Origin of the sequence: Streptomyces sp. ISL-11 (assembly GCF_018614525.1) — a bacterium.
Taxonomy (GTDB): Bacteria; Actinomycetota; Actinomycetes; order Streptomycetales; family Streptomycetaceae; genus Streptomyces.
Window position 1 is genome coordinate 1 of sequence record NZ_JAGGOL010000020.1, and the last position, 17,663, is coordinate 17,663.

General features: G+C 68.9%; 14 protein-coding genes, 1 tRNA gene and 1 pseudogene. 12 read left to right on the forward strand and 4 right to left on the reverse strand.

Translation table 11 applies throughout. The annotated features are described in order from the left end of the window. The 6 genes from glp to J7E86_RS05855 all read left to right on the forward strand — a co-directional run. The coding region (gene glp, locus J7E86_RS05830; protein WP_215080408.1) for a gephyrin-like molybdotransferase Glp at positions 1 to 827 on the forward strand (827 nt) is incomplete at its 5' end. Positions 828 to 924: 97 nt separating this feature from the next. Then, positions 925 to 1,431 carry a cyclic pyranopterin monophosphate synthase MoaC gene (gene moaC, locus J7E86_RS05835; RefSeq protein ID WP_215080409.1) on the forward strand — a complete coding sequence of 169 codons (507 nt, stop codon included), beginning with the start codon at positions 925 to 927 and terminating at the stop codon, positions 1,429 to 1,431. Beyond that, positions 1,431 to 1,991, forward strand: coding sequence for a MogA/MoaB family molybdenum cofactor biosynthesis protein (locus J7E86_RS05840; RefSeq protein ID WP_215080411.1), 561 nt, complete (start codon positions 1,431 to 1,433; stop codon positions 1,989 to 1,991). The genes moaC and J7E86_RS05840 overlap by 1 nt, the downstream gene beginning before the upstream one ends. Next, positions 1,988 to 2,611, forward strand: coding sequence for a GNAT family N-acetyltransferase (locus J7E86_RS05845; RefSeq protein ID WP_215080471.1), 624 nt, complete (start codon positions 1,988 to 1,990; stop codon positions 2,609 to 2,611). The genes J7E86_RS05840 and J7E86_RS05845 overlap by 4 nt, the downstream gene beginning before the upstream one ends. 151 nt (positions 2,612 to 2,762) lie before the next feature. Continuing rightward, positions 2,763 to 3,917 carry a gephyrin-like molybdotransferase receptor GlpR gene (glpR, locus tag J7E86_RS05850; protein WP_215080413.1) on the forward strand — a complete coding sequence of 385 codons (1,155 nt, stop codon included), beginning with the start codon at positions 2,763 to 2,765 and terminating at the stop codon, positions 3,915 to 3,917. Between the two features lie 74 nt (positions 3,918 to 3,991). Continuing rightward, positions 3,992 to 4,065: transfer RNA gene (locus J7E86_RS05855), tRNA-Ala, on the forward strand. A 414-nt stretch (positions 4,066 to 4,479) separates the two neighbouring features. On the opposite strand, the gene J7E86_RS05860 is transcribed toward J7E86_RS05855, so the two are convergent. Further along, the gene (locus tag J7E86_RS05860; protein WP_215080414.1) at positions 4,480 to 4,848 is read right to left on the reverse strand and encodes a hypothetical protein; all 369 of its coding nucleotides are present in this window, start codon (positions 4,846 to 4,848) and stop codon (positions 4,480 to 4,482) included. A gap of 1,680 nt (positions 4,849 to 6,528) precedes the next feature. Here J7E86_RS05860 and J7E86_RS05865 point away from each other — a divergent pair. The 4 genes from J7E86_RS05865 (at position 6,529) to J7E86_RS31990 (ending at position 9,910) form a co-directional block, all read left to right on the forward strand. Continuing rightward, a complete protein-coding gene (locus J7E86_RS05865; protein WP_215080415.1) occupies positions 6,529 to 7,425 on the forward strand; it encodes a hypothetical protein in 897 nt (298 codons plus the stop codon). Positions 7,426 to 8,000: 575 nt separating this feature from the next. Further along, positions 8,001 to 8,645 (forward strand): hypothetical protein, encoded by a 645-nt coding sequence (locus J7E86_RS05870; protein ID WP_308312483.1) that lies wholly within the window; start codon positions 8,001 to 8,003, stop codon positions 8,643 to 8,645. Between the two features lie 3 nt (positions 8,646 to 8,648). Then, complete coding sequence (locus J7E86_RS05875) at positions 8,649 to 9,143, forward strand: hypothetical protein (protein WP_215080416.1); 495 nt, start codon at positions 8,649 to 8,651, stop codon at positions 9,141 to 9,143. Between the two features lie 302 nt (positions 9,144 to 9,445). After that, on the forward strand, positions 9,446 to 9,910 hold the full coding sequence (locus J7E86_RS31990; protein WP_374223769.1) for a hypothetical protein: 465 nt from the start codon (positions 9,446 to 9,448) through the stop codon (positions 9,908 to 9,910). A gap of 257 nt (positions 9,911 to 10,167) precedes the next feature. Here the strand turns inward: J7E86_RS31990 and J7E86_RS05885 are convergent, their stop codons facing one another. Continuing rightward, positions 10,168 to 11,778, reverse strand: a complete 1,611-nt coding sequence (locus J7E86_RS05885; protein WP_251018722.1) for an FAD-binding protein — start codon at positions 11,776 to 11,778, stop codon at positions 10,168 to 10,170. A 222-nt stretch (positions 11,779 to 12,000) separates the two neighbouring features. Between J7E86_RS05885 and J7E86_RS05890 the strand changes: the two genes are divergently transcribed. Continuing rightward, positions 12,001 to 12,567, forward strand: coding sequence for a nucleoside deaminase (locus tag J7E86_RS05890; RefSeq protein ID WP_215080473.1), 567 nt, complete (start codon positions 12,001 to 12,003; stop codon positions 12,565 to 12,567). 75 nt (positions 12,568 to 12,642) lie between these two features. On the opposite strand, the gene J7E86_RS05895 is transcribed toward J7E86_RS05890, so the two are convergent. Beyond that, positions 12,643 to 13,218, reverse strand: a complete 576-nt coding sequence (locus J7E86_RS05895; RefSeq protein ID WP_215080418.1) for a TetR/AcrR family transcriptional regulator — start codon at positions 13,216 to 13,218, stop codon at positions 12,643 to 12,645. A gap of 156 nt (positions 13,219 to 13,374) precedes the next feature. On the opposite strand from J7E86_RS05895, the gene J7E86_RS05900 reads away from it, so the two are divergent. Then, positions 13,375 to 13,959, forward strand: coding sequence for a dihydrofolate reductase family protein (locus J7E86_RS05900; protein ID WP_215080420.1), 585 nt, complete (start codon positions 13,375 to 13,377; stop codon positions 13,957 to 13,959). Positions 13,960 to 14,058: 99 nt separating this feature from the next. Here the strand turns inward: J7E86_RS05900 and J7E86_RS31535 are convergent. Then, positions 14,059 to 17,476, reverse strand: a pseudogene (locus tag J7E86_RS31535) (ATP-dependent DNA helicase). Between the last annotated feature and the right edge of the window lie 187 nt (positions 17,477 to 17,663).

A 17,663-nucleotide genomic window follows, 5' to 3' on the forward strand; every position in this document is an offset into this window, starting at 1 on the left:
CCCGCGGCCACGTCCGCGCCCGCGGCAGCGACGTCGCCGCCGGCGAGCTCGCCCTGGCCGCCGGCACGATCCTCGGCCCGCCCCAGATCGGCCTGCTCGCGGCGATCGGCCGCGCCACCGTCACGGTCCGCCCCCGCCCCCGCGTCGTGGTCATGTCCACCGGCAGCGAGCTGGTCCAGCCCGGCGTGGCCCTGGGCCCCGGCGAGATCCACGACTCCAACAGCTTCGCCCTCACCGCCTGCGCCCGCGACGCCGGCGCCATCGCCTACCGCGTGGCCGCCGTCGAGGACGACGCGGACACCCTCCGCTCCACCCTGGAGGACCAGCTCGTACGGGCCGACGCCGTCGTCACCAGCGGCGGTGTCAGCGTCGGCGCCTACGACGTGGTCAAGGAGACCCTCTCCGGCCTCGCGGGCGAGGAGGGCAGCGTCTCCTTCCGCAGGCTCGCCATGCAGCCGGGCAAGCCCCAGGGCTTCGGCCTGGTCGGCCCCGACCGGGTGCCGCTGCTCGCCCTGCCGGGCAACCCCGTCAGCTCGTACGTCTCCTTCGAGCTGTTCGTGCGCCCCGCCATCCGGGCGCTGATGGGCCTCGACCCCATCGACCGCGTCACCGTCCGCGCGGTCTGCGCCGACGCCGTCGCCTCCTCCCCCCAGGGCCGCCGCCAGTACTTGCGCGGCCGTTACGAGGACGGCACGGTCACCGTCGTCGGCGGCGCCGGATCCCACCTCGTCAAGGCCCTCGCCGACGCCAACGCCCTCATAGTCGTTCCCGAGGAGACCACCGCCGTCGAGGCCGGCACCGAAGTCGACGTGGTCCTTCTCGACTGAGTCCTCCCCGGCCGAGCCCTCCCCGCCCGCCCGCACCGCTTCGCCCCGGCAGGCTGCCGGTACGGTGTCTGCCCAAACGGACCGGCCCAGGAGAACGATGAGCAGCGCACACGACCCCCGACTCACTCACCTGGACAGTGCGGGGGCGGCCCGCATGGTCGACGTCTCGGACAAGGACGTCACCGCCCGCACCGCCCGCGCGAGCGGCCGGGTCCTCGTCTCCCCGGCCGTCGTGGCGCTGCTGCGCGGCGAGGGTGTCCCCAAGGGCGACGCGCTCGCCACGGCCCGTATCGCCGGAATCATGGGCGCCAAGCGCACCCCCGACCTCATCCCGCTCTGCCACCCCCTCGCCGTCTCCGGCGTGAAGGTCGATCTGACCGTCACCGACGACGCCGTCGAGATCACCGCCGCCGTGAGGACCACCGACCGCACGGGCGTCGAGATGGAGGCGCTCACCGCCGTCACCGTCGCCGCCCTCACGGTCGTCGACATGGTCAAGGCGGTCGACAAGGACGCGGTGATCACGGACGTACGGGTCGAGGAGAAGACCGGCGGCAAGTCCGGCACGTACACGCGCGCCGCGCGGGAAGCGGGCGACGCGTGATGCCGGGCCCCGGGGGCGACGCCGCCTCTCCCACGCACCGGCCGCAGCGCACGGGTCCGGCAGCGGCTCCGTATCGTGCGTTGGTGGTCACCGCCTCGAACCGGGCCTCCGCCGGTGTCTATGCGGACAGGGGCGGCCCCCTCCTCGCCGAGGGGCTCTCCCGGCTGGGCCTGGCCGTCGACGGGCCCCGGGTCGTCCCCGACGGCGACCCTGTGGAGGCCGCCCTGCGGGAGGCGGTGGCGGAGGAGTACGACGTGGTCGTCACCACCGGCGGCACCGGCATCTCGCCCACCGACCGCACCCCCGACGCCACCCGCCGCGTCCTCGACTACGAGATCCCCGGCATCCCCGAGGCCATCCGGGCCGAAGGGCTGGCCAAGGTCCCCACGGCCGCGCTCTCCCGCGGCCTGGCCGGCGTGGCCGGCCGGACGCTGATCGTGAACCTCCCCGGCTCCTCCGGCGGGGTCCGCGACGGCCTGGCCGTACTGGGGCGGCTGCTGGTCCACGCCGTGGACCAGCTCCACGGCGGTGACCACCCCGGACCCGGGAGCCCGAGCTGAGCGCCACCTGGCCCGTAGAGCTGGCGGACGGCGACGTACTGCTGCGTCCCATCAAACTGCGCGACCAGCACGCCTGGCGGGAGGTCAACCGGCGCAACCGCGACTGGCTGCGCCCCTGGGAGGCCACCATCCCCCCGCCGCCGCCCGGCGGGCCCCTCACCCGGCGTCCCACCTACCGGCAGATGGTCCGCCACCTGCGCGCCGAGGCGCACGCGGGCCGCATGCTGCCCTTCGTCATCGAGTACCAGGGCCGGCTGGCCGGCCAGCTGACCGTGGCAGGGATCACCTGGGGCTCGATGTGTTCGGCCCACGTCGGCTACTGGGTGGACGCGGCCGTCGCCGGCCGGGGTGTCATGCCCACGGCCGTCGCGCTCGCCGTCGACCACTGCTTCCGCACGCTCGGCCTGCACCGCGTGGAGGTCTGCATCCGCCCGGAGAACCTGCCCAGCCGCCGCGTGGTGGAGAAGCTCGGCTTCCGGGAGGAGGGGCTGCGCCCCCGCTATCTGCACATCGACGGTGCCTGGCGCGATCACCTCGTCTACGCGCTCACCGCCGAGGAGGTCGCCGAGGGGCTCCTGGACCACTGGCGCCGGTCGCGGCCCGGTACGGCGCAGAAATAAAATAAACGTTCGAAATTGACTGTCAATTGACGGTATTCGAGTGATCTCGGTCCCAACAATCACAAAAAAAGTTCGAGATATCAGCCGGATCGTGCGACACACCGGGCCAATTGGCGGAATCCCTCGCGTGCGCCCCTCTACGGTGTGAACTGTGAGCAGCAGCGGCCTCATCTACGCAGTCATCGTCGGGGCCTGGGCCGCCTACTTGGTGCCGATGTGGCTCCGTAGGCAGGACGAGCTGAATGAGGCCCGTCCGACGGAACGCTTCAGCACCGCCATCCGGCTGTTGTCCGGACGGGCGGGAATGGAGCGCCGTTACGCCAAGGACCTCGAAGTCCGGCGCGCCGACGACGCGCCGGTCCCAGCCGACCCCGCGGAGCCGGACGCCCGCGGGCCCGAGCCGGACGCGCCGACCGCCATGGTCGACGTCCGGCCCTTCGGCGCGCCTTCTTCCGGATCTTCGGGTTCTGCCGGGTCGCCCGGTTCTCCCGGTTCTTCCGGGGTGGCGCCGGTGTCCTCTTCCCAGGCCCCTCCACCGGCTCCCTCGCCGGCTCCTTCGTCGGCCTCCGCGTCGGCCTCCGCGTCGGCCTCGGCCTCGGCGGCCGCCGAGCGGGCCCGGCGCTCGAAGGTGCTGGCGCGCCGCCGGCGCACGACGGTGATCCTCTTCTTCGCCTTCACGGTCGGCGCGATCGTCGCCGGCGTCGGCGGGCTGGGCTTCCTGTGGGTCCCCGCGGTGCCCGCGATGCTGCTCAGCGCCTACATCGTCTACCTGCGCCTCCAGGAGCGACGCCGGTTCGCCTTCACCATGGACCAGCACCGCGCCGAACTGGCCGCGCAACGGCTCAGGGAGGGGCGCACCCGCCCCCCACACGCCGCGGCGCCGGACCCCGTGACCGCCGCCGCTCCCGTTGACACGGTCGCCCACCCGGCGCCCACCCCGGCCCCGGCCCCCGAGCCGTCGGCCACCGCCGACCGCCGCGCGCTCGTCGAGCAGACCGACCACGCCGAGTGGGTCGACCAGCAGCGCGACCGCGGGGCCGGCGGCGGCTGGGAGCCCGTGCCCGTACCGCTGCCGACGTACGTCACCGCGCCGGTCGCCCCGCGCGCCGGCGACAGCGTCGACCTCGGCGCCCCGGACACCTGGAGCTCCGCCCGCTCCAGCACCGCGGAACCGGCCGGCCGCCGCAAGCAGCCCGCGGAGGACCGCCGCTCGGGCCGCCCCCGCCGCCGCCCGCGCGAGCGCGGCCGCACCCCGCTCTTCGACCAGTACGCCGACGACGACCGCCCCCGCGCGGCCAACGAGTGACGCCCCGCCGCTGACCAGCGGGGAGCGGATTTCCGAGCACCCGGATGGAGGTGCTAGAGTTTCACTCGTTGCAAGGGCCTGTGGCGCAGTCTGGTAGCGCACCTCGTTCGCATCGAGGGGGTCTGGGGTTCAAATCCCCACAGGTCCACCGCAATGACTGTTCTTGAGTTCGCTCGGGAAGAGTTGACGAAATCCCGTCCGATCATCACGATCGGGCGGGATTTCGGCGTTTCCGGGTCTGTTCGAGGGGTTTCCGAACTCGGCGGCTCCGCGGGTGAGTGCTCGGATGGCTGTGAGGCGGGTTCGGGGGTGATTCCGGGTGCGGGAGGCATGCTGGGGTTGCCGCTGGGCGAAAAGCCGGCGGTGTCCTTCCGGGTGGCTCTTCAGCGGTCGCGTGGTGTGGCGATCAAAGCGGTGGGGGATCCCGCCGTTGTCCAGCGGTGTGGCACCGCTGGCGCGGGAGCTGCGGCTCTTGGCCTCGGGGAAGTTGAAACGATCACCACGGCGACGGGAAACGCTCTACGAGCCGCCGAGTGTTCGCAGCGGCCACCCCCGCGGACGCTCAGCCAGCGGTGGCTGTCGGCGCCTGGCCCTGCTCAGTCTGCAGCCGACGCTTCGTCTGCATTTTCGCCAGGGACAGCAGGATCAGTGCACTGTCCTGGTTCTTCTTCGAGTCCTGATAGGTCATGAGGGTGATGACGGTGCCCACACGCACCGTCATCGAGATGCTTGGCTCGGCATAGGCGGCTCTGGGCTCGGTGTAGGCCATGCTCTCGTTGCCAACTCGCGGCATGGAAAACTCAGTGGCCCCGCCCCCGCTCAACTCGGCACTCTTCAGGTTGCTGAATGCCGTGGCAGCCGCTTCCCTGTCTGGATACGCTGTCAGGTACGAGTGCACGCTGCCGGAGTCACCGGGTGCCTTGTACTGCACGGAGCCATGGCTCCAATGCAGCGAGCAGTCCCGGGAGTCGCTGTCCTTCCGTCACCGCTTTGCCCAGGGAACATCCCTGGCATTCAGCGGCGTCACGCCCGCCTTCCAGCCCACCGGCATGCTCTGCAGATCCGGTAGAGCCTTCCTGAGACCTCCTGTATCGAGCACTGTGCCTGGGTCGGAGCTTCCGCCCCGCTGCCCGCCGCTCACAGGACTGGTCCCCTCACGGGGAACCGCCGCACTGCCACCGCATCCGGCCACGGCCAGACCCAACCCCGTCACCAGCATCCAGGCAACCGAGCGTGACCACACCGAACGCGACACACGAGCCCCCTCTCAGCTCTGTCCTCAAAGCACGACCCCGAGCATAGAGGGATGGCCACGCGGGAAAAGATCACTCTGCAATCAGGAAACGATCTCCAAGAGCCTGCTTCGTCGCAGGTGGAGCGCACTCGTGAACACCCGACCGGAGCGGCGTTCTTGAGTTCGCTCAGGATCGGTTGATGAAATCCCGTCTGATCGTTTCGATCGGGCGGGATTTCTGCAGCGCGGCGTGGCCGTCTGGGGCCGCCCGGTGTGCGGCCGCGGACGGTGCCGCCTGGCTGCCATGCTCGCCCTGAGCGGCAAAACCCCGCTGCCTGCGGCTACGACTGTTCTCCGCCGCCGCCCAACTCGTCACCACCGTCCGCCGCCGGCACTTGAAGTTCACCCGCCAGTGGTCCTGGACCGACGTGATCACAGGCGCAACTCAGCGGCTCGATGCACTCCGAACCGCGGCTGACCAGCAACAGTCATCCGTTCCGACGAACATGAACCATCCCACCAGAATCGGGGAACCCGGCGCCCACTCGACGCGAAAGCCGGGCCACCGGCATACCCGCCACCAGCCCGAACAGCCGAAACGGACTGCCGGAAGATCCGATGGGCCTTCACGAAAGATCGAGGTTAAGTGAAGGATTGCGATGAAGAGACTCGCTGCGAGGCCTTCGCTGGCACACCTGCCTGCCATTACACATGAGCAATGCCTGAGTGCTGCCGCACCATTGACGTCTTGAAAGCGTCGGCGGATGGCCGGTTGAGGTCCCTGCGCAAGTCCGCTGAGTCGTACGCTGATCGGTCTGAGCCAGTCTGGCAGCAACGCAGTGCATGACGGCATGGCACTTCAACAACCCCGGCTCTGCCCGCGTGCCCTCATGGTGGGGGGAATTATGAAGACATATTTGAGAAGTATGGCAGCCGCGTCAGCTGCCGCCGCGCTCGCGCTCTCCGTTGCGCAGCCCGCGTCTGCAAACTACCGGAACTTGGATCCTCGCCAGTGCGACGGCTGGGGCTGGAATTTTGAGTTGTTCTATAACCGAGACAACAATGGTGCGCATATTGCATTTGGGTACGACGACGAAAATTTTGGAGTGCCAGACGCCAATATCGGGTCCTATAGATTCTGCAACAACGGTAATGGGGGAGGTGCTGAAGTAAAGAACGCTGCCGCATCAGCGCGGAATCGAACACAATACTACGCGACCGTGTACTACAACAGCTGGTTCCGAGGGAAGTCGGATTCGGTCGAAGTGAATATGAACCTCCTAAACATATTCAACAACAATGCCTCATTCCGATTCACCGGTTAAGCTCTCAGAACTCTACGGCGGTTGAGTCGAGAAGGCTGGACTAGGAGTAAGCGTGAAGGCGAATCGCACCATGGCACTCACCGCATTAGGTGCCGCCGTCGTATTGGGTACCGCTGGGTACCTGACCTCGGGAGGAAAAGAGAAAGAGGAGATCGAGCGAACAGAGTCGGTGGTGGATATCTCTCGCGCCGCCGAAGATGGCCACTTGAGGCTTCCTGTCGAGGCATACCTTCCTGACAAGGCGCAGCGAGAACTGCTCAGGCGTGCCCGTCAGAAGGCAGTCGAGCAGTGCATGAAGGATAAGGGCTTTTCTTGCCGCGCTCCATCGGCCACTAGCCTGCCTGACGATAGCACCGGCAACCTAACGGACGGCCGCTACGGTATTCATGACCGCGCGAAGGCAGCCAAGTTTGGCTATCATCCCGACCCGAAACTTCAGGAGCAGAGGGCTAAGGTGATGGATGCCAGCTCGAAGTCGCTCACGGGATCGTCGGAGCGGGAGCGGCGAGCCCTCATGGGTTCTGCCCCTGCGAAGAATGATGGGTGTATTCAAGAGGTCAAGCAGAGGTTCGCAGGCGCCTCGGCGCAGAACAGCCCTGCCATGAAAATTGCGAATCAGGCGTACGATCAGGCCAAGGCTGACAGGCGAGTCAAGCACGCCTTTTCTGGCTGGGAAGCCTGCATGCGTCACCAAGGCTACTCGTATGGCGAGCCCATGCAAGCCAATGACGACTCGAAATTTGCGACCCGTAGTCCGACGGAGCAGGAAATTCAAGTCGCTGTCACAGACGTTGACTGCCGCTTGCAGAACGAAGTGAATAAGATCTGGTACCAAACCGAAAATGAGTACCAGAAGCGCCTTATCGGCAAGAACTCGGGCGAGTTGGAAACCGCACGGCGGGACGTCGCTCGCAGCCTCTCTGAGGCGCGTAGCCTAGCTAAAGGCTAACCGCGGTGGAAAGTCTTGATCCAAGCATGGCTCCTCATGCCTTTTGTCTAGTACGGCCATGGCTTGCGATTGATGAGGCGTCTCCAGTAGGTGAGACCGCAAGCAAGGGAGGCATGTATTCCCTCAGGCCGATGAGTGCTGATCGCTGACAACTGCCCCCGCACCCCGGTGCCTGGATACTGCTCAGGCGCGCCGGGCTGTAAAAAGTCGGCGGCTGCACGAAACTCACTCCTGCGAGGAGCGCCCGACTGCTGTCAAGCGGAGGTGGCGCTGCGACTTCCACCCTCGTTGGTAGTGCGAGTCGCGCGGCGCGACTCGCACCCGCCCCACCCATAACTTCGGCTACCCGCTACCCGCTACCCGCTACCCGCTACCCGCTGCCCTCTGACTGGGCCTACGACCAATTCGATACGCGCACCATCGGATCCGGCGACGGGCGGATTGAGATCGATAACAACATCGCCTCCGGCCGTGACATCGGGGAGAACTCGTTCAACAAGCCGCGTGGCACCCTTCCCGACGTCAGATTTGACGGTCGCTTCCTGAACGCCCTGCATGACGACATCGGCAAGTACATGCAGTCGATCGGCTTCCCAAACGACGGAGGCAACAGGATCTTCACTCACACTCAGTGCTTTGAGACGATCCTCGCCGAGGACTCCCCCGTCACCTCGTTGTCAAACAGGTTCAACATGCGCAAGGCGCTGATCCAGACGTCCACGTACTGGGAGATGCGCCACTACGACATCATTGACCAAGCTGTGGATGCTGCCGTCGTCTACTACCACACTGGTGTCGGCGGAGGAGTCATACCGAAACGGGATTCGTCCACGGGTATCGCCCAGATCAGTGGGGATGTCGGTATCCGTGCCTGGAACCACTGCATCAACAAAGGCTACGTGTCCGGTGCAATCCTCGACCCTGCCAAGGACTCGGACATCTGGGCGATGTGGCAGAAAGTGAACAAGAATCACGCGTTCAGCGTGCAGACCGTTTCGCTGATCCATCTGTGGGACGCGGAAGGTAAGCCCGGCGGTAACAATCCGCCCGGCGGCGAGTCCACCCTCCGCCCCATTCGCCTGGACTACACAGAAGGTGAGATCTTCGAGGTGCTGCGTCGCTACCAGGGTTGGGGGACAGAGGCGGAGGGGCACGCGACGAAGCGCATGGCCCTCTATCAGATCTTTGAAAAGTACAACGGCATCGTTCGGAGCATGTAAGCCATGGTGAGGGCAGCTGATCCCTTTGAGGGGCACAACCCCTACGCACTGTTGGCGATCATCTTGTTCGGCTTGGTGATCGCCGCCACTCTCGCCGTGTACGGGTTCGCCACCATGGCGCGGCACGGCATGAGGCGATCGGGCATGCCAGTCACTCTGCGCTACCTCGCCTCCTTGGCCGGCGCCGCTGCGGTCGCCGTGTACACCTGGGGCGCAGTCCATCTCATGCTGCTGGACGAGACGGGGCGAGACCAGGCGTGCAAGGAGGCAGTGGGTACCGCCCATGCGATGCACATAGATGGTTACCGCCCCACCTACATTCCCCTACGCCTGGGATGCCACGTCACAGGAGACGGCACATATGCGGCCGGTGTCCCCGAGTACATCATTCCGACGGTGCTGGTGCTGGCATTCATCGCGCTCGTACTCGCCATTTTCGCGGCGTTCGAGTCGGAGCGCCGTATCAGTCATGTCATCAGGAAAGAGGCAGATAGCTGATGAGCACCCTGTATGTATCGCGACGCACCCTTCTCGCCCGCGCTGCCGTCATTACTGGCGCCGCCATCGCTGCTACCCTTCCCGCCTCTCATCTTCTGTCCTCCCAGGCATATGCAGCCGGGAACGATCCGATCCCGGCAGATGTGAAGAAGGCTGTACGCCGGGCGCAGGCGCGGCAGAGACGTGTCCTGACGGGCAAGCCCTCTCACAACGGGTGAGAGATGGAGCGGGTCGCGGACGACGGCGGCTCCATTTTCACCCGCCCTGTCCCGGGAACACCCCTTGCTGGTATCGCGGTGCGCATGGGTGCCGTCGAAGCCATCCTTGTCCATCTAATCCGGCGTTTCCATTACGAGATCGACGAACTTCGTAAGGGGGACGCCGTCGGCTGGCGCTCCCCGGGAAGCACGCGGAACGGGTTGCCTGAGTCCAACCAGGCGTCCGGGACAGCTGTGCAGGTCCGGCCCGGCCACTACCCGGCCGGTACGCGCGGCGGTTTCTCCGCCCATCAGCAGGTGGTGATCCGGGACATCCTGGCAGAACTCGACGGAGTTGCCCGCTGGGGCGGCGACGACCGCAAGGTGGACGAAGCCCTGTTCTACATAGACGTGAAGCCCGGCGACGGCCGACTGGCGAAAGTGGTGGACAGGATCCGCGACTGGAAAGACGTGCCAGGCCGGGGTGCTGGTTCCCCTGTCGAGGTGACGTTACCTAAGCGGCGCGATGCCGCCAAGGCGATGGAATACCGCCAGAGGAAGGCCGCCTGACCTGCTGACCGATTTTCCTGCCTCAGCCCTCGCAGGCTGGATGGCGGAGCTCAGCAGGTCGGTCGCCTGCTGGATCTGGGAATCGATCTCCAGGGCGCTGGGAACCAATCTTCCAATGCCGCACTAGCCACAGGTCAGCCGCACTCGTGAACACCCCACCGCAATGACTGTTCTTGAGTTCGCTCGGGAAGAGTTGAACGGAATCCCGTCCGGTCATCACGATCGGGCGGGATTTCGGCGTTCCAGGGTCTGTTCGCTCACGGTGCGAGGTAGGAGTGGAAGACGTTGTCCGGGTCCCAGGCGGCCTTCAGCTCCTGCAGGCGGTCCCAGGCGGCGGGCGCGTACGAGCGTCGCGCCCGGTCGGCGCCGGCTTCCAGGTCCGCCTCGGCGACGTAGTGGCCGCCGTGCCCCGATGGATCGGCGGAGGCCATGGCCTCCCGGAGCCACTGCGCGTTGGCGCCGTCCGCCGCGGGGTCGTCCCACACCGCGTAGCAGACGAGGTAGGACTCGCCGAGCGGTGCGAAGGCCATGTTCCTCAGCAGGGCGGGGTCTTCGGAGACGGGGAGCACCGGTGCGAGGACGAGGGACTTGGCGGAGGGGGCGCGCGCCACCGCGCCGGCCAGACGGGTCAGCTGCGTCTCGTAGGTCTGTGCCGACCACAGGGTGTCCGCCGCGTAGCGGTGCGCCGAGGGCCACACCGCGCCGGCGCCTTCGTTCAGGCGGGCGATCGAGGTCGGCGCGGCCGGCTGCCGGGAGACGGCGCTGTCGGCGAAGGGGCATGCCTCGACCGGCGAGAGAGCGGCGCGTGCTTCCTCGTGCGTCGTGGCGAACACGGTGCAGCGGAGCACGAGCCGCGGGCCCGGCGGGACGGTGGCCGTCGGTTCACCGGAGGCGGTGAGGACAAGGGCCGTCTCGACGTTCACCGGGAGTTCGCGTGCGACGTCCTCCGCCCAGGCCGCCACGGCACCGGTCGCGGCCGCCGGGAAGGTGAGGCCGGTGGTCAGGACGGATCCTGGCCGGGGGTGCAGGCGGAGCCGGAAGCGGGTGACGACGGCGAAGAAGCCGGGCCCCGCGCCGCGGGCGGCCCAGAAGAGGTCGGGATGCTCCCTCTCGCCGCACGTGAGCGTCCGGCCGTCGGCGGTGACCACCTGGATCTCCAGGACATCGGCGCAGGACGGGCCCCACGCGCGGGAGTTCCAGCCGAGTCCGCCACTGAGCAGGAATCCGCCCACCGCGACGGAAGGGCAGTGGCCCACGGGAAAGGCGAGTTCGTACGGGGCCAGTGCCGCCACCAGGTCCTGTCCGGTGGCGGCGGGCCCCACGGTGGCCGTCGCCGAGGCGGGGTCGACGTCACACCGCCGGAGTCCGGCGAGATCGATCAGCAGGCTCCCGTCACGGAGCTGGGAGCCGGACCAGTTGTGTCCACCGGAACGTGTCGAGACGCGGAGCCCCTCGGAGCGTGCGTACGCGAGGGCCTCGGCAACGTCCCGCTCGGAGCCGGCCCGCACGATGACGTCGGGGAAGCGCTCCGGCGTGAGCCCGTTCCACACCGCGGCGGTCCTGGCACACTCGTACGCGTCGTCGCCCCGCCGGAGCAGGGATCCTTCGAAGCGCGCGGCCCGTGAACGTCCGGGCATCATGACCCCCTCGATGGGCGGGGCGGCCTCCCGCGCGCCCTTGTCGAAGCGGAACCAGCCGCTGAACGCGGAGCCGACCTGGCGCACGTCGTACGAGGCGAAGTAGGCGCGGCCCTCTTCCAGCAGCCTGCCGCGGGCACCGGATGCGAGCCAGCCCTCCAGGTGTTCGCGGGAGTCGAACCGGAAGACGACGACCCAGTGCTCCTGAACCCCCTCGACGGGTCTGAACAACTCGGTCCCCATGAATCCGGGTGACTTTTCCTGCGCTGTGAGGACCGACGGTGGCGTTCTCGGCCCTGGAGTCACGGCTTGCACGGGGACTCACCCTGAGTAGCGTAGTACATATGGCATTTCTCCGGCAAATCGGGTATTCCACCGCCAATGAATACCGCAAGTGGACGCTGTGCGAGGCCCTTCCGCATGGGGGGACCGGCATCGATCGGAGACCCCGTGATGGAACACAAAGAGCTCATCACCGAGGCGGTGCGCCTTGCCACCGAGTCCGTGGAGAACGGCTGGGGCGGCCCCTTCGGCGCGGTCATCACCCGTGACGGGGAGATCGTCGCGCGTGGGCAGAACCGCGTTCTCCTGACCGGGGACCCCACGGCCCACGCCGAGGTCGAGACCATCCGCAAGGCCGTGCAGTACCTCAACCCCGAGGCGCCGTCGATCTCCGAAGAGCGCCAGAACGAGAGCACCCTGCAACTGATTCCCCGCCCCGAGGGATCACCGGACCCCGTGCCCGAGCGGGCCCGGATGCTCCAGGGCTGTTCCATCTACATCAGCGGCGCCCCGTGCCCGATGTGCATGAGCGCCATCTACTGGTCCCGGATCGATGCCGTGTACTTCAGCTGCGCCCTGGAGGACACCCGGCGCATCGGTTTCGACGACTCGTTCCAGTACGAGGACTTCGGAAGGCCGCTCGACGAGCGGCGGATCAAGATCGAGCAACTCCACCCCGAAATCGGTGCCCACGCCTACGACGCGTGGACGAGCAAGCCGAACCGGCACCCGTACTGAGTCTGAACGTACTGAGCCTGAAAGTGCTGAGCCCGAGCGGACGGCGCCGGCCGGGCGCGTGCCGGCGCGGCCCGGTCATCGCGTCGGGACGACGCGCGTGACGACCGTCTCCACGAGCTTGTCGAGTTCGGTGCCGGAGAGCACCTGCGGCAGGGTGAAGTGCTCCAGCAGCAGGCCGGTCATGGCGAGGTAGAGGACCAGCACGGTGTCCGCGTCGCCGGGCAGCCCCGCGTCCAGGTGGAAGCGGACGTTCGCGTCGAGCGCGGTGCGGATGGCGCGGTTGAGCTCGGCCTGGAGGGCCGGTCGGCGGGTGGCCTCCAGACGGAGCTCCAACAGCGCCAGGTAGCCGGTGCGTTCGGCGGTCATGCGGCGCATCAGCCAGCGCATCAGCTCGGTGACCAGCTCGCGGTCGGGTGCGTGGCGCATGGCCCGGTCGACCTGGGCGGGGTCGGGGGTCATGCGGACGTGGATACGGCTGCCCGCCTGGGTGAACAGGTCGTCCCTGCTGGCGAAGTAGTTGCTCGCCGTGCCGGCCGGGACGCCCGCCTGGGCGTCGACCGCGCGGAATGTGAGGCCGCGCGCCCCCTCGCGCGCCAGCACCTCGATGGCGGCGTCGACAAGGGCAGTTCTGCGTTCCGGGTTCCTGGCCATCCGTGTTTCCTTCCGAACTTTTCTGCGGGAAGATCTTGCGCAACCACTACGCCTGGAGCACTATATGCGAAGTGGTTGATAGGGGCGTCACCGCCTCACGGCACCGTCCCCGTATCGCCCACAGGGCCGTATCTCCTACAGAAACCGAGGGCCACCTTGCGCAAGCTCACCTACTTCGTCGCCTGCTCCATCGACGGCTTCATCGGCGACCCCAGTGGTGACGCGTCGTCCATGTACCGGTTCGTGAACGAGGAGTTCCTCGACTTCCTCAAGACGGAGTACCCGGAGACCATCTCCGCCGAGGGCCGCGCGGTCCTCGGATTCAAGGACCTGGAGAGCCGCCGCTTCGACACGGTGATCCAGGGGCGGGCCAGCTATCAGATCGCCCTGGACGCCAACATCACCAGCCCCTACGGGCATCTCCGCGAGTACGTCGCGTCGCGGACCCTGAAGGAGTCGCCCGACGCCCATGTCCGGATCATCGCCGAGGACGTGGTCGGCGCGGTCCGGGAGCTGAAGGCGGAGGACAGCGAGCTGGGCATCTGGCTCTGCGGCGGCTCACGGCTCGCCGGCGAACTGCTGGAGGAGGTCGACGAGCTGGTGATCAAGACCTATCCGCAGGTGTACGGATCGGGCATGCCGATGTTCGGCTCGGACTTCGCGGTCACCGACTTCACGCTCGACTCGGTCCGCGCCTTCGACAACGGGGTGCTGGTCAGGAAGTACAGCCGCCAGCGGTAGGTCATGGGCTGCCCCGTGACATCCCGTCCGATCGTTCAGACCCTTGCGATCGGGCGGGATCCGGGTTTCCGAGGTGGTTCGGCGGCCTGTGCGCGCCCGTCACTTCCCGCCGCGGCCCAGCGCGGGCTCCGTGTCGCGGCCGCCCCAGTTGTCCGGGGTGCGCCACAGGACGTGGACGTCGAAGACGTCGCGGATCGTGTCGGCCGACCAGTCCTCCGCCGGGGGTGCGGAGAGTACCAGGTAGAGGCCGTCGGCCGGGGTGGGCAGCGTGTGGTTGATCTCCAGGAGGCGGGTCGCCCCCGAGCGGAGGTCCTCGTACGTGGAGCGGCCGGCGCCCAGGACCTCGTAGACGAACAGGCCGCCGTCCGTGACGCAGCTGACGTCGACGACCGGGGAGTCGGCCGGCTGGAGGTCGGCCCACAGCAGGGCGGACATCAGCGCGTGGCGCACCGCCTCGTGCTTCCTGCACGTGCGGTCGGCGGCCGCCGCGGTCTCCAGCGCGCGCAGGAAACCCTCCTTCGTGGTCACGGCCGGTGCGGCGGGGGCTTGTTCGAGGGCGGTCACGGGTTCGGGTTCCTCCTGCTCGGGCTGGTGCGCAGCGGTGACGGACGCGTTCTCGCGCTCCGGTTCGGTCTCGGCGTCCGACGCGGCGGCGAGGCGGCCCAGGAGCGTTTCCCGGGCTTCGGCCAGGGCCTCGGCCCAGCCGGAGCCCGCGAGTTCGTCCCGGAGGAGGCTCACGTCCAGCGCCTGGTCCTTGAGCGCGCGGTGGGCACCGGCCACGAGGTCGCGCAGCACGCCCAGGCGGTGCCGGTCCGGGGAGCCGAGCACCCGCCGTACGTCCACCCAGTCCGCCTGGTCGCGGCGCAGGACGCGGTTGGCCATGCCCTGGAGCTCGGAGAGCCGGCCGCGGGCGTCCTCCGGAACGCTTCCGTCCGCGCCGGCCAGCTCCTCCAGAACGCCGAGTGCCGCCACGTAGCGCTCCGCCATCCTGGGCGTGATGGGCCGGCGGCCGCGCTGGTCGGCGGTGAGGACGCTCTGGTTCGTCTCGTTGGCGAAGACCCAGCAGTCGAGCGTCTCGCCCGGACGCGGCGGAGCAGAGCCGTGCCGGACGGTCAGGACCAGGGGGCGGTCGGTGCCGGGGGACAGGGCCTTCACCTTGTAGCGGCCGCCGGGCCCCGGGCCGACGACCCGTACGCGGATGTCGGCACCGATCTCGGGGGCGTCGTCCGGTGCCGTAGTGGGTTCCGGGTCGGCGGGCGGCGGCTCGGTGGTGTCGTCGTCGGTGTTCGTGAGGATCTCCGGGAGCGGGGACGTGTGCAGCACGGTCAGGCTCTGCGTGCTGCGGGTGAGGGCGATGTAGAGCTGTCGCAGGCCGGCCGGGCCGCGGTCGGCGATGGTGGCGGGCTCGACGACCAGGACGTGGTCGTACTCCATGCCCTTGGCCTGGGCCGCGGCCAGGACGGACACCGCCTCGCGGCCCGGGCCGGTGACGTCGGCGCTCCGGTCGAGGTGGCGGCCGATCTCGTCGAGCCAGTCCGAGTCGTCGGGGACGATGACGGCCACGGAGCGCAGGGTGCGCCCGTCGTTGGTGCCCACCAGGCGGGTCACCTGGGCGACGGTGTCGTCGAGGAGCTTCCACGGCTCGGTCGCCACCGCCCGTACGGCGTCCTCGCCGGCCTCGCGCACGGCCTGCGGATAGGGCAGCGCGGGGGCGACCGCGCGGGCGAGGGGCGCGACGAACGCCATGATCTCCGCCGGGACGCGGTAGCTGGTGTTCAGCTCGGCGACGCGCCAGTCCCCGTGGTCGGAGAGCAGGGTGCCGAGGCGGTCCCAGTCGGTGTGGGTCTGGGGTCCGGTGGCCTGGGCGAGGTCGCCGAGGACCGTCATGGAGCCGTTGACGGCGCAGCGCCGGCGCAGGGCGCGGGCCTGCATGGGGGTGAGGTCCTGGGCCTCGTCGATGACGATGTGGCCGTAGCGTCTGGGGGTCTCCCCGGTGATGAGGAAACGGAGTTCCTCCAGGCAGACCCGGTCGTCGAGGGTCCAGGGGTCGGCGTCGGCGGTGGCGGCCCGGGGGCGGTGCAGGGCCGCGCGCTCGTCGTCGTCGAGGATGCCGTCGGCGCAGGCGCGGAGGAGGTCGGGCGCGTCGTAGAGACTGCGCAGGGCCTCCCTGGCGCCCGGCGAGGGCCAGACGCGTTCGACGAGCCGTTCGACCCGGCGGTTGCGTTCCAGGTCGCGGCGGATGGTGTCGCTCCGGCCGCGGCGCGGGGCGACGGCGGCGAGTTCCCGCAGGAGACGGTCGACGAGCAGGCTGCGGAAGCGGTCGCGGCGGTCCCGGTAGGCGCCCTCGCCGCCGCGGGCCTCGTCGAGCAGGGCGATGACCTCGGACCGGGGGACGCGCAGGGTCGTGCTGCCGGCGGTGACGACGACCGCGGGCTCGTCGCCCTCGAAGGAGGGTGCGGTGGTGAGGTCGTCGAGGGCCTCGGGCCGGCACTCGTTCTCGACCCGGCGCCGCAGGACGGCCGCCATGCGCTCGTCGGACTTCACCCGCCGCGCCCGCGGGGTGTCGGTGCCGAGGATCTCGCCGTCCCACAGGCGGGTCAGCTGGACGGAGTTGACGTCCCGGGTGCCGAGGGTGGGCAGGACCTGCCCGACGTAGTCGAGGAACCGCTGGTGCGGGCCGATGACGAGGATGTCCTGGGCCTTGAAGTGCTCGTTGTTGACGAGCCAGGTCACGCGGTGGAGACCGACCGCGGACTTGCCGGTGCCGGGGCCGCCCTGCACGACGAGTATGTCGGAAGGGGAGCCGGTGACCAGGTCCATCTGGTCGCGGCGGATGGTCTCGACGATGTCCCGCATGCGGCCGCTGCGCGAGCGCTGCAGCTCGCGGAGCAGGAAGTCGTCCGGCTGGAGGGGCTTGCGCCGCCGGAGGCGGGTGAGGTCGCCGGGCGGGCCCTTCCTCCGCGCCGTGCCCGGCCGCGGCTGGGCATCCGGGGCGGGCCTGGGCGCGGGGATGAGGGGCGTGGGGATGAGAGGTGCGGGGGCGGTGGATTCAGGGACGGGGGGTTCGGCGACCGCCGGGGCGATCTCGTCGAAGTAGTCCTCGACGACGCGCTGGACGCAGCGTAACTGCCGCCGCAGGACGACGTCCCCCGGCGCCTCGGGCCGCGCCTCGGACCACTTCTTCGCCAGAGGGCTGGTCCACAGCAGGACCACCGGCTCGTTCGTGACGTCGTCGCGCACGCCGCGCCGGCCTATGTACCAGGAGCGGGGCTCGCCGCCCGGTTCCTCGGGCGCGTCGACGCGGGAGATGACCAGCGACTCGTCGCCGAGCCCCCCCGTAGGCCCTCGCCCGATGCTCCGCGTCGATCCGGTTGGCGATGCCGTCCTTGCCGCTGGCGGACGCCGTGGCGGCCGGTGCCCCGCTCATCCCGGCCAGCCGCGCGGTGTAGCAGTCGTACGCGTGGTCCACCGCCTTCTGCTCGACGGCGATGGCCTCGTCGCGTGTGGTGGTGCTCATGTGCATCCCTCCCCGCGGCGCCCCGCGGACGGCCGCAACGGGCCCGCGCCCGTACCCCGTTGAAATAACTATCAGAGACAGGGCCGTGACGAACAGTCAGGCGTCCGCACGCCGGGGCACCGGCTGCCCGACGGGCGTGGAGAGGATCAGGGCCTGTCCAGGGAGGGGGCCGTCCCCGTCCGGGCGC